The following is a 12955-nucleotide window of genomic DNA, read 5'->3' on the forward strand; positions in this document are numbered from 1 at the left end:
GCTTTTTAGATATACATTCAAAAAAGTCATACGACTCCACATCCCTACGCAGGTATGATCCAGCTTCAGGTTCAAAGGGTCGGGAGAACACTCCCCTCTCAGCCCTTTAAAGGACTCCCCCTGTGGTTGCTTATTTTATTTTCTTTTCCAATTATACACCACGAATGGCTTCTATTGCACCCTTTAAATCTTGCTTCCCGTAAATGGCAGAACCAGCAACTAATACATTTGCACCTGCTTCGACACAAAGACGAGCTGTTTTTGGATTCACGCCACCGTCAACTTCGATCTCAACGTTCAATCCTTGTGTTTTTACTAGATCGGAAACTTCTTTAATCTTAGTCACTACGCTCTCAATGAACGCTTGTCCACCAAAACCAGGATTTACAGTCATCAACAACACAAGGTCAACATCTTGCAATATATGTTTGATCGAGTCGACTGGAGTAGCTGGATTTATTACTACACCCGCTTTTACACCCAGTTGTTTAATGAGTTGAATCGTTCGATGAAGATGCCGTGATGCTTCTACATGTACCGAAATAATATCAGCACCCGCTTTTGCAAATTCTTCAATGTAATGATCAGGATTTTCTATCATGAGATGTACATCTAAAGGAAGTTTCGTAACAGGTCGTATCGCTTGAACGACAAGCGGTCCAATCGTGATGTTCGGGACAAAATGACCATCCATCACATCAACATGAATATAGTCTGCACCTGCTTCTTCAACAGCTTTTATATCATCGCCTAACCTTGAAAAGTCAGCCGAAAGAATGGAAGGAGCAATTTTAATCATCAGTACCTCCGTTTTTGATCTTTAATTTCTTGTAAAAAACTAACATAATGGTCATAGCGGAAGGTTGGAACGACTCCGTCCTCTACACCCTTTTTAACCGCACACTTTGGTTCTGACGTATGTGAGCAGCCCCTGAACTTGCAATCGCCACGAAGCTCGTTCATCTCAGGAAAGTACATGGACAAGTCTTCAGCTTCAATGTTTAAAAAGTCTAACGAACTAAATCCAGGAGTGTCAGCAACCAAGCCATTACCGAAAAGAATGAGTTCCACATGACGAGTTGTATGCTTCCCTCGACCTAGATGGCTCGAGATCTCATTTGTTTCGAGCATAAGTTCTGGATTGATCGCATTTAAAAGTGAAGATTTACCTACCCCAGACTGCCCTGCAAAGACGGTTACTTTGTCTTTGAAAAGCGGATAGAACATCTCAAGGCTATCATCAGTTTTGGTCGAAGTTGGAATAACTTCATAACCTAAAGTTTTGTACGTCTCAATGTAATGGTTGATCTCTTTCATCTCATCCGGTTTCTGTACTAGATCCATCTTTGAGATACAGATTACAGGCAAGATGTCGTTCGCTTCAATATGAACGAGAAAACGGTCTAACAAAAGCGTGCTAAAATCCGGTTCGGTAGCCGAAAAAACAAGAATGGCTTGGTCTACGTTTGCGATAGGAGGCCGAACTAATTCGTTTCTGCGTTCCTTCACATCAAGAATGTAACCATCTGTAATGTTGCTTGACTCGTATTCTACCCAGTCCCCTACCAATGGGTTTACTTTCTTTTTGCGAAAGTTCCCTCTTCCTCTGCATTGAAAAACTTCGGATTTCCCGTTTTCCTTAACGTAATAAAAGCCGGCGAGCGCTTTAACAATTCTTCCTTCAGGCATGCTTAATCACCATCGTCCCCTTCCTGATCATCTCTACTCATTCGTCCACTAGCACTCTTTACATCATCATAATTGATCGTCTCGGATTCCTCTTCTTGTCCATTGACATATACAACGTAAGAAGCAGAACCTCCTTCACCAATCGTTAGAGGCAATTTGTATTTCTTTTTGTCCGTAATCTGTTCTTCAACAAACACTTCATTCGATGCATTCTTGTCCGAATATACGATCCTAACTGTAACTGGTTCTCTTTTGTCCTTCTTATCTACCTTAACTTCAATATCTTTTGTAACCGTTCGGTCTTCAGCAGGTGGTTCCTCTTCAGCCGGTGGTGGTTCTTCTTCTACTGACTCTGGTCCATCTGAAAGTACAACAGAAATCGTAGCCCCTTTTTCAACTTGCCTGAAAGGAGATGGGTTTTGCGAGATAACTCTGCCTTTTTCAACGGTATCAGAGAACTCTTTTGAAAATTCAACTGTCAGTCCAGCATTGTCAGCAAACGTTTTTACATCTTGTTCAGATGCACCGATCAAGTTCTCAACTTGAACCGTTGGTGTCCCAGAACTGACCGTTAGCGTAACTTCTGTTTCTGCAGGTGTTACTTTTTCATCGCGATCAGGACTTTGTTCGAGTACGGTACCTTCAGGTTCAGAGTCCGATTCTTCATAGTTGATATTGATCTGTGAGAAGCCATCTTCTTTCAAACGTTCTTTCGCATCTTCTATATTATACCCTTCTACATCAGGCATATTTTCTTTTTCAGGTCCTTTTGATACGAATAAAGTGACGATTGCCTCCTGCTTCACCTTTGTTCCAGGAGATGGGTCTTGTCTTACTACAAGGCCTTCTTCAATCTCGGGATCAAATACTTCCTGCCGTTTCACTTCCAGACCTTCTGCTCTCAAGCTATCGAAAGCATCGACATATTCTTCTCCCGCTACATCTGGAACACTGACTTCTTCAACATAAAAGATTGAAGGCATCATCGTAAAAGCAGCAATTCCAGCTCCGCCTAATAAAAGAAGTGAGAGAAGTAAAATAAGCCACCAGTTTCGTTTTTTCTTAGGTTTCTCAGGCTTTTTTTCTTTTACTTCTTCTCCTTCAGCTTCCACTTTCTTTACTGGTGTCTCGACAGGTGGTGCGACGATAGGAGGAATATACTTCGTTTTTTCGTCTTCCTCGCTTTCTTCGTTCCACTTTTGTTCATACATACGGTCTGGATCTAGCGCTGAATTCATATCGCTCAACAATTCATCAGCACTGTCGTATCTTTTCAAAGGATTTTTTGCCAACGATTTTAATACGATGTTCTCTACACTTTGCGGGATTTCAGGATTCAACCTACGCGGTTCGATCACGTTTTCTTGTAGATGCTTTAACGCAACAGAAACCGGTGAATCTCCTACGAAAGGCACTCTTCCTGTAACCATTTCGTAAAGTACAGCTCCAAAAGAGTAGATATCCGATTTTGCGTTCGCGATACCTCCTCTTGCTTGTTCAGGTGAAAAGTAATGAACAGAACCCAGTATAGAGTTTGTATGCGTGATCGTAGCTGAAGTGATGGCGAGCGCGATTCCAAAGTCTGTTAACTTAGCGGTTCCGTTATCTGTAATTAATATATTATGCGGTTTGATATCGCGATGTATGATTCCATGATCATGAGCGACCGCCATCCCTGAAACGATCTGCTTCATTATGTGCAAAGATTCTTCTACTGATATTTTTCCGTGTTCTTTTATGTATTGCTTTAGTGTTTTACCCTGCACATACTCCATCACGATAAAATAGATCTCTTCATCTTCTCCAACATCATAGATGCTCACAATGTTTGGATGGTTAAGACTTGTTGCTGATTCAGCTTCTCTTTTAAATCGTCTGATGAAATCTTCGTCTTTATTAAACTCTGAACGTAGAACTTTTACTGCTACATCTCTATCTAAGATTAAATCTTTTGCTCGATAAACGATGGCCATTCCGCCGTCACCAATAACTTCTAAAAGCTTGTAGCGGCCACTGACTCTTTTTCCTATCATGTTATTGCTTCCCCTTTTATCTCTGTGTCAGAACTATTCTGTATAAGGATAGCAGTAATGTTATCTTCTCCACCGGCATCTTTTGCCCAAGTGATCAATCGTTCTACCTTCTCAGTAACAGATTCCAAAGGATCTTGAAATACTTCTTGAATCCGTTTAGACGATACTTTATCTGATAGACCGTCAGAACAAAGCAAAAGATAGTCACCGTACTGCCAAGTGATCGTATTAAACTCAGCTTCTACGGTTTCATCAGTACCTACAGCTTTCATGATCATGTTTCGTCTTGGATGAATCTCTGCCTCATCTTCTGTTATCTGACCAGATTTCACTAATTCTTGGACAAGTGAGTGATCATCCGTTACTCGTTTCAACTCACCATTCGAATACAGATAGCATCGGCTGTCACCGATATGAGCGACTGTAACTTCTTTATTGGTACCTAAAGCAGCCACAACTGTAGTGCCCATACCTCTCGTTTCAGGATTTTCCTGAGAAAAATCAAAGATATGTTTATTCGTGTCTTTTAAAACATTCTGAATCCATTCTTTCACGTTTTCCATATCTTCTTCAAATTGAGACCATGCTTCTTTCATCACTTTCAGGGCTTCTTGGCTCGCGATATCGCCTGCTTTATGTCCACCCATACCATCTGCGATAACTGCAAGAAAGTGTTCACCCTTTGTGAACACTTCCCCGCTGTCTTCATTATGCTTCCTTACCATTCCAACGTCTGTTTGAAAGGCAATTTGCATTTTCCCGTCACCTCGTCTCTTCTTTACGTTCCTTCGCACGCAGCTGACCGCATGCAGCATCAATGTCATGTCCTTGTTCTCTTCTGATGGTGGCATTAATGCCTCTGGAGGTTAACGTCTCTAAGAACTTAAAAATTTGTGTCTTTGGTGTTCGGACATAGTCTCTTTCTGGTACATAGTTTACAGGAATAAGATTTACGTGACACTTAATATCTTTGATCAGATCGGCTAACTCGTTCGCATGTTCTACGGAATCGTTAACTTTCCCGAACAATCCATATTCAAACGTCACACGACGTCCTGTCTTTTTAATGTAATAACGAATAGAATCCATCAATTCGTTCAACGGATACATTCTGTTTACTGGCATCAATCGGCTTCTCGTCTCTGTGTTCGGTGCATGCAAGGAGATCGCAAAATTGATCTGCATCCCTTCGTCCGCAAACTTATAGATGTATGGCACTACACCACTCGTTGAGATCGTAATGTGTCGAGCTCCGATATTAAGGCCTTGATCGTGATTGATTATTTTCAGGAACGACATGAGTCCTTCATAGTTATCGAAAGGCTCACCTATTCCCATAACAACTACTGAACTAACTCTTTCTTCTGTTTCATCAAGTGCACGCTGAACTTGCAGAACTTGAGCCACGATCTCACCAGCTAGAAGATTACGTTTCAGCCCACCTAATGTAGAAGCGCAGAACGTGCAACCTAAACGGCATCCTACTTGAGTAGTCACACAAATACTATTTCCATATTCATGTCTCATGAGAACCGTTTCAATCGAATAGCCGTCTTGTAGCTCAAATAAGAATTTAATCGTGCCATCTGAAGACTCTTGACGCACAACTTCTTTTAATGGTTTGATATAAAAATCTTTCTCAAGCTTCTCACGAAGACCTAAAGGAAGGTTCGTCATCTCCTCAAAAGAAGACACACGTTTTTTATACAGCCATTCAAAGATCTGTTTTCCTCTGAACTTTGGTTCTCTTATATCTGTAAGCCACGCTTCTAACTCATGAAGTTCTAAAGAGAAGATAGAAGGTTTGATATTTGGTTTTGTTTGTTTCTCTGTTAAAGGTTTAAGCATGTTTCTCACCACCTGTTGTCTTTTTTCTGAATGCTGCTATATAGAATCCGTCACTATTAAAATAGTGCGGCATGATCTGAAGGTCCGATCTACCTTCTATTATATAGGATTTTATCTTCTTAGGCATTTTTTCGGCAAATTGGAAATCCCACTCGAAATCCGGATGGTTTGTTAAGAACCAATCGGCAACGTTATCGTTTTCTTCTTTATCTACTGTACACGTACTGTACACGAGGAGTCCGCCTTCTTTGACCATAACTGAAGCAGCGTGCAGTATATCTCTTTGTATGCTAGTTAATCTCGTCACATCTTCTTCTGTTTTTGACCATTTTAAATCAGGCTTCTTACGAATTACACCGAAACCACTGCACGGCGCATCTACGAGAACTCTATCAAAAGATCCAGATGGAAACTCTTCCGATACTTTTCGTGCATCTAAAACGGACGCTTCAATATTTTCAAGTCCAAGACGTTCTGCTTGTCTTTTGATCAAGTCAATCTTATGAGCATGAAGGTCTAGCGAAACTACCTTTCCTTCGCCTTGCATCAGTTCTGCCATGTGCGTTGACTTACCACCCGGTGCGGCACATGTATCTAGAATGGTCTCTCCAGAAACAGGATCAACAGCCCGTGCTACTAACATGGAGCTTTCGTCTTGGATCGTTACGAGTCCTTGTTTATAAACATCAGTTGCTGGAAGATAACCTTCTTTAACGATGATACCTTCAGGAGACAATTCTCCTTCTTCAGCTACAATTCCTTCTTCTAAAAGAAGCTCCAAAACGTCTTTTCTATTGCTTTTCTTCGTGTTCACTCTTGCGGTTACAGGAGAAGCTAATAAGTTAGACTGTGCCATCTTTTCGGCATCCTCTTGTCCGAACTGATCTCTCCACCGGTCAAACAACCATTGAGGCATGCTGTATGAAAGAGCTTCTTTTTCAATGCCTTCTTCTGCCTTTTTATCCATGGCCGCTGTACCTTCTCGCTGAAGTTTACGCAAAATACCATTGACTAGACCCGCTAACCCTTGATTTCCGCGTTCTTTCGTTATCTCTACTGCTTCATGAATGATCGCATGATCAGGAACTCTATCTAAATATAACATCTGAAAAATAGATAATCTCAGTAATGAAAGAACCCAGCGATCTTTTTTCTTGATCGGTTTATTCAACAATTGATCTAAATAAAAATCAATCGTGTTTTTTCGTTGTATCGTTCCATACACGATATTCGTCAGAAGTGCTTTATCGACATTCTTTAAATTCGTGTTCTGTAACGTTTGATTCAATTGTAAATTGCTATATGCCTGGTTCTGTTCTATTTTTTGTAAAACGTCCAGGGCGATTGCCCGAATGTTGTTGTCCAACTCTACTCACCTAATCTCAAGCCTTTTGAAACGCTTGCTCCTTTAAGATAATCACTTGCTAACATCCTCTTTTTACCAGAGAGTTGCAAATCTGTAATAATAATACTTGTTTTGTTTCCTGTTGCGACCTGTAGTCCTTTTTCATGAACACCGATTACAGTCCCCGGCTCACTATCAGCACTTGTTTCTTTCTTTTCACCCCACCACACCTTAAGTGGCTGTCCGTTCAAATACGTATAAGCAACTGGCCATGGGTGTAGCCCACGAATGTGGTTATAAATTTCTTCACCAGACATCGTCCAATCGATCTTCTCTTGATCTCGAGTGATGTTCCAAGCAAATGAAACTTCTTCGGCCACTTGTGGCATAGGGGTTAGTTTTCCTTCAACAAGTTGAGGAATAGTTTCAGACAATAATTTCGCGCCAGCTGCACTCAACTTATCGTGCATCGAACCAACGTGATCATGTTCTTCGATTTCAACTTCAACTTGGGTAAGTATATCACCTGCATCTAATTTTTCAACCATATACATGATCGTGATCCCAGTCTTATCGTTTCCATCCATAATACTTTTGTGGATCGGAGCACCTCCACGATACTTTGGAAGCAATGATGCATGTACGTTGATACATCCATGTTGAGGTGTTTCAAGGATCGCTTTTGGTAAAATCTGTCCATATGCTGCTGTGACGATTAAGTCTGGTTGAAGAGCGATGATTTCTTCATAGTCTTCTCGCAGTTTAATAGGCTGATACACAGAAATTCCATGTTTTAACGCTTCTTCTTTAACAGGGGTTTGCTTGATCTCTTTTTTTCTGCCTACCGGCTTGTCAGGTTGTGTGACAACCCCCACGACATTGTAGCCATCTTCCACGAGCTGACGAAGAACAGGTACGGAAAAATCAGGCGTTCCCATAAATAATACTTTCATGCTTATCCCTCCAGTTCTTCCGTTTCGTAGTATTCGATTACTTTTGAAGTAAATAAAATTCCGTGCAGATGATCGATTTCATGTTGGATGGCACGAGCAAGAAAATCATTTGCTTCTATAGTGAACGCTTTTCCATCTACGTCTTGAGCTGTAACAGTAACGTTAAAAGGACGTTCGACTTCACCGAACAATCCTGGGAAACTCAAACATCCTTCAGGGCCAATTTGGCTTCCAGATGCTTTCTTGATAACAGGGTTTATTAGAACCAGTTGACCGGTGTCATCACCAATATCTACAACAGCGATCTGTTCTGCAATGCCGATCTGTGGTGCAGCAAGTCCTACACCTTCTGCCTCATACATCGTTTCGAACATATCTTTCACTAATTTCTTTAACTTTTTATCGAATGTTTTTACTTGTTCACATTCAGTCTCTAAAACGGGATGTGGATGTTCTACAATTTTAAGAATGGTCATTATATATCTCCTTAACTCGTTACATAAGTGTTTGGGCGTTTAAATCACCCGTTATCTGAAGATCTTTAATCTCTTTATCTTTTTGAAAATGAGCCATAATCTCTTCAAACCAAGTTCTTAGCTCCGGCTCATTTTTGTATTTTATCATGACCTGATAGCGATATCTATCCTTCACACGTGCGATCGGTGAAGTAACAGGACCAAGAAGCAGACTATCCGGTGATAATCTCTTCGATAGGTATGTTGCTGCTTTCTCACTTGCTTCAACAACTTGCATGAGGTCGAGATGACTGAACGTTAACAATCCTAAATAATAAAAGGGTGGATATTGATGCAGTTTCCGTGTTTGCATCTCATGGTTATAAAAGGTGTGATAATCGTGTTTTGATGCTAATTGAATGCTGTAATGCTGTGTATCATACCCTTGTACGATCACCTTTCCCTCAAGTTCGTGTCTGCCTGCACGTCCGCTCACTTGTGTAAGAAGCTGAAAGGTTTTTTCTGAAGCTCTAAAGTCTGGGAGATGAAGCATCGTATCGGCAGCCAATACACCTACTAATGTTACTTTTGGAAAATCTAAACCTTTTGCGATCATCTGAGTACCGAGTAAGATATCAGCTTCACCATTTTCAAAGGCCGTCAGCAGCTTTTCGTGACTTCCTTTCTTTGAAGTCGTGTCAACATCCATCCGGATCACGCGCGCTTCAGGAAGGACTTTTGCAAGCTCTTCTTCTACTTTCTGTGTTCCGGTTCCAAAAAAACGGATATGTTCGGAAGTACAACTAGGACAAACAGAAGGTGTACTCTCTTTATAACCGCAATAATGGCATTTTAATTCACCAAAACGCTTATGATAGGTTAAAGATATGTCACAATGAGGACATTGTGCTACGTATCCACAATCTCTACAAAGAATAAACGAAGCATAGCCTCTTCGATTTAAGAACAAAACCGACTGTTCTCCCTTTTGAAGTCCATCTTTCAGCTTGTCCATCAATGCAAGTGAAAACATAGAGCGGTTCCCGTTCTTTAATTCCTCTCTCATATCGACTATGGTGACTTCTGGCATCGGATTAGCATGTACACGATTAGCTAGCTCTGCTAACTGATACCGTCCTTTTTGAGCTCTTGCGTATGTCTCGAGCGCTGGTGTCGCGCTTCCAAGAACAATTGGACATGAATGGTATTTTCCTCTCCATATCGCGACATCTCGTGCGTGATAGCGTGGGTGATCTTCTTGTTTATAACTTGTTTCGTGTTCTTCATCTATAATGACGATTCCTAAGTTTTGGAACGGAGCAAAAATCGCAGACCTCGCTCCAACAACGACTGAAACTTCTTTTCTAAGAATCTTTCGCCATTCATCATATTTTTCTCCAATTGATAATCCGCTATGAAGAACAGCAACCGCACTACCAAAACGGCCTTTAAAACGGTTTACCATCTGTGGTGTGAGCGAGATCTCAGGTACGAGTACGATGGCTTCTTTTCCTTTATCCAGAACATTTTGGATGGACTGCAGGTAGATCTCTGTTTTCCCGCTTCCCGTTACGCCATGGAGAAGTACAGTTTCATGTTTATTGTTTTCGATCGAATGTAGAATCGGTTTAATCGCATTTTCTTGATTTTCTGTTAATAGAAGAGGCTGTGTTCGTTTCATGGTACGCCCTTGAAACGGATCGCGATAGACCTCTTTTTCTTCTATAAAAAGAATGCCTTTTTTAGATAATGTTTGTGCTGTTGAAAGAGTAGCTCCTGTTTCATTCAAAATTTCCTGCAAAGAGTACTCTCCATCTGGCCGATGTAATAGTTCTAAGAGAATCGCCTTTTGTTTTTCAGCGTTTTTGTTCAACTTGTGGATCTGTTCGTCAGCTAAAGTCCGGTCTTTGATAGAAACGAATTTCCGCCGCTTTTTGTTCGCTTTATTTTTCACTTTATAAACAACTTCAAGAATTCCTTCTTTTGCAAGTGCCTGCAGTACCGGCAATAAATCAGGATTTGATTTTGTCACATCACTTACATGAATCTCATTGCTAGTTGAGAGAAGGGAATGAATTGAATCCGGAAGTTTATCAGGTTTGATCACTTGAAAAGACTTTTCGTAAGTGGCTTTCATCGCAGCTGGCAACATGGCTTGATAAGCTGTAATGTAAAAGCTAAGCGTATTTTCAGCAAGCCACTTGCCTAGCTCGATCAGTTCGGAAGTTAATACAGGGAGCGGGTCCAGAATTTCCGTAATGTTTTTTATCCCTTTTACTGTGGACGTTGTTTTTACCTCTAAAATGAAGCCTTGAAGCTTTCTCGGCCCAAACGGTACGATAACACGCATACCAGGTTCAGCCCATTTCTCCCAAACAGCTGGAATTTTATAGTCAAAGGTTTTGTTTACACTACCTGAAGGAACGTCAACTACCACTGCAGCGATCATCTTTTCATCAATTCCATAACTTCTATCAATATTTCATGTGCTGCCCTTTCTTTTGACAGAATCGGCAGAACCTTCTTAGAGCCATCCTTCTTGATTATTATGATCTCGTTCGTGTCACTTCCAAAACCAGAACCTTCTTTTGATACATCATTTCCTACAACCATATCTAGGTTTTTTCTTACCATCTTATCTTTTGCGTAACTTTCCAGGTTTTCAGTCTCAGCCGCAAATCCTACTAACACTTGATGTTCCTTTTTCTCACCTAATGATTGCAAAATATCAATCGTCTTTTTCATCTCAATCGTCCAAATATCATTTTTCTTCTTGAATTTGTTTGAATGAACCGTTACAGGTGTATAATCAGCTACGGCTGCACATTTAATGACAACATCTTGTTCATGGTAACGAGACATTGTCGCTTCATACATATCCTTAGTGGAAATGATATTTTCAATGGTAACGCCTTTTGGAACTGGCAGTGCGGTTGGTCCTGTAACAAGGGTTACATCAGCACCTAGGTCTTTTGCAACTGCTGCTATTGCATACCCCATCTTGCCTGATGAATGATTTGTAAAATAACGAACAGGATCCAATTCTTCTCTTGTTGGACCAGCTGTTACGAGTATTTTTTTTCCTGTTAACGGCTTATCTTCTGCTTTTTGTTCATTAAAATAGGTATGAACAGATTCTATTAGTTCTTCAGGTTCGGCAAGTCTCCCTTTACCGATCCATCCACATGCTAAAAGTCCTTCGTTCGGTTCTATAAAACGCCATCCAAATGAAGCTAATGTTTCCATATTCTTCTTCACTGCGGGATGGTTGAACATATTTACATTCATCGCAGGTGCGATCAGTACGTCTGCTTTTGTTGCAAGCAATGTTGTTGTGAGCATATCGTCCGCGATACCGTTAGCTAGCTTACCGATAGAGTTTGCTGTTGCTGGGGCGATTAATACAAGATCTGCCCAGTCGGCAAGATCTATATGGCTAACAACTGCTGGATTTTTTTCTTCAAACGTATCCGTATAAACTTCTTCTCTTGTTAGCGTTTGAAAGGTAAGTGGTGTAATGAACTTTTGTGCAGATTGAGTCAAGATCACTTTTACTTCGTATCCGTTTTGAAATAATCTGCTTGCTACTGTTGCTGCCTTGTATGCAGCTATTCCGCCTGAAACAGCAAGCAATATTCTCTTCTTTTCCATAATAAACCCCTTCCGCCGCTCTTGACTTATACATGCTAACTCTATTTTACAGCATTTATATGTATTAAAAAATGAATTGAAATCTGTCGAGAACAAAAAAATAACAACCTTTAGTCAAGGTTGTATATTTTTTCGCTTGTTCTATTAATCTTCTGGAGTTTCTCCGACTTTCATTAATACACCAGATTGAATTTCTTCAAGTGCTTTACCGACAAACTTGTGTGATACAGGTTTTGCGATCTGCTGGTTATCGTATTTTTGAATTTCTCTAGCACGCTTAGAACTAAGTGTAACTAGTGAGTATTTTGAATCTATCTTTTCCATAAGAGAATCGATGGATGGATATAGCATTATTTGTCATCTCCTAAAATTTTTTCGTATTTTGGACGAACTCTGTCCACACGGCAATGCTCGGTGGTAATGATCGCTTTGATTCGATTGCAAGCAGCATCGATCTCATCATTCACTACAGAATAATCATAGTGTCTCATGAGTTCGATTTCTTCCTTAGCTACAGACATGCGGTTATTGATCAAATCTTCCGTCTCAGTTCCGCGTCCAACAATACGACTTCTTAACTCATCCAGACTAGGCGGTGTTAAAAAGATGAACACACCTTCTGGAAAAATATTTTTAACTTGAAGTGCACCTTGTACCTCGATTTCCAAGATAACATCTTTACCTTCATCAAGCGTACTATTCACATATTCAATCGGTGTTCCATAATAGTTGCCAACATATTCTGCCCACTCGAGCAGCTGTTTATTTTCAATCATATCAAGGAACTCTTCTTTTGTTTTAAAGAAGTATTCTACCCCATGCCGTTCGCCTTCACGCGGCTTTCTAGTCGTTGCTGAAACGGAATATTGAATGTCCAGCTTTTGTTCACGAAGCGCTTTACACACCGTTCCTTTTCCAACACCCGACGGACCGGAAAGAACAAACAGAATGCCTCTTTCTTTTTCCATAAAAACCTCCACA

The 12955-nt window shown here is 40.6% G+C and carries 12 protein-coding genes and 1 riboswitch; all 12 genes read right to left on the reverse strand.

Annotated elements, in window-relative coordinates; all coding sequences use genetic code 11:
- Nucleotides 1-24 precede the first annotated feature (24 nt).
- Nucleotides 25-131: riboswitch (TPP riboswitch) on the reverse strand.
- A gap of 20 nt (nucleotides 132-151) precedes the next feature.
- Nucleotides 152-799: a ribulose-phosphate 3-epimerase gene (gene rpe, locus ACFS5O_RS15715; protein ID WP_205726074.1), complete on the reverse strand. Its 648-nt coding sequence runs from the start codon at nucleotides 797-799 to the stop codon at nucleotides 152-154.
- Nucleotides 799-1689, reverse strand: coding sequence for a ribosome small subunit-dependent GTPase A (gene rsgA / locus ACFS5O_RS15720; protein ID WP_205726073.1), 891 nt, complete (start codon nucleotides 1687-1689; stop codon nucleotides 799-801). Before rsgA ends, rpe begins: the two co-directional genes overlap by 1 nt.
- A 2-nt stretch (nucleotides 1690-1691) precedes the next feature.
- Nucleotides 1692-3722, reverse strand: a complete 2031-nt coding sequence (gene pknB, locus ACFS5O_RS15725) for a Stk1 family PASTA domain-containing Ser/Thr kinase (protein ID WP_205726072.1) — start codon at nucleotides 3720-3722, stop codon at nucleotides 1692-1694.
- On the reverse strand, nucleotides 3719-4477 hold the full coding sequence (locus ACFS5O_RS15730) for a Stp1/IreP family PP2C-type Ser/Thr phosphatase (RefSeq protein WP_205726071.1): 759 nt from the start codon (nucleotides 4475-4477) through the stop codon (nucleotides 3719-3721). Before ACFS5O_RS15730 ends, pknB begins: the two co-directional genes overlap by 4 nt.
- A 7-nt stretch (nucleotides 4478-4484) precedes the next feature.
- Entirely contained in the window at nucleotides 4485-5570 is a 1086-nt protein-coding gene (rlmN, locus tag ACFS5O_RS15735) for a dual-specificity RNA methyltransferase RlmN (protein WP_144700850.1), read from the reverse strand.
- Nucleotides 5563-6936 (reverse strand): 16S rRNA (cytosine(967)-C(5))-methyltransferase RsmB, encoded by a 1374-nt coding sequence (gene rsmB, locus ACFS5O_RS15740; protein ID WP_205726070.1) that lies wholly within the window; start codon nucleotides 6934-6936, stop codon nucleotides 5563-5565. Before rsmB ends, rlmN begins: the two co-directional genes overlap by 8 nt.
- Before the next feature lie 2 nt (nucleotides 6937-6938).
- Complete coding sequence (gene fmt / locus ACFS5O_RS15745; protein WP_318300203.1) at nucleotides 6939-7868, reverse strand: methionyl-tRNA formyltransferase; 930 nt, start codon at nucleotides 7866-7868, stop codon at nucleotides 6939-6941.
- Nucleotides 7869-7870: 2 nt separating this feature from the next.
- Entirely contained in the window at nucleotides 7871-8344 is a 474-nt protein-coding gene (gene def, locus ACFS5O_RS15750; RefSeq protein WP_205726069.1) for a peptide deformylase, read from the reverse strand.
- A gap of 19 nt (nucleotides 8345-8363) precedes the next feature.
- Nucleotides 8364-10772: a primosomal protein N' gene (gene priA, locus ACFS5O_RS15755; protein WP_205726068.1), complete on the reverse strand. Its 2409-nt coding sequence runs from the start codon at nucleotides 10770-10772 to the stop codon at nucleotides 8364-8366.
- Complete coding sequence (coaBC, locus tag ACFS5O_RS15760) at nucleotides 10769-11977, reverse strand: bifunctional phosphopantothenoylcysteine decarboxylase/phosphopantothenate--cysteine ligase CoaBC (protein ID WP_205727255.1); 1209 nt, start codon at nucleotides 11975-11977, stop codon at nucleotides 10769-10771. Before coaBC ends, priA begins: the two co-directional genes overlap by 4 nt.
- Nucleotides 11978-12118: 141 nt before the next feature.
- Nucleotides 12119-12325 carry a DNA-directed RNA polymerase subunit omega gene (gene rpoZ / locus ACFS5O_RS15765; RefSeq protein ID WP_066393535.1) on the reverse strand — a complete coding sequence of 69 codons (207 nt, stop codon included), beginning with the start codon at nucleotides 12323-12325 and terminating at the stop codon, nucleotides 12119-12121.
- A complete protein-coding gene (gene gmk, locus ACFS5O_RS15770) occupies nucleotides 12325-12942 on the reverse strand; it encodes a guanylate kinase (RefSeq protein WP_066393532.1) in 618 nt (205 codons plus the stop codon). The genes rpoZ and gmk overlap by 1 nt, the downstream gene beginning before the upstream one ends.
- Nucleotides 12943-12955: the final 13 nt, after the last annotated feature.

Origin of the sequence: Fictibacillus nanhaiensis, from assembly GCF_042686385.1 — a bacterium.
In the GTDB taxonomy this organism is placed as follows: Bacteria; Bacillota; Bacilli; order Bacillales; family Fictibacillaceae; genus Fictibacillus; species Fictibacillus nanhaiensis.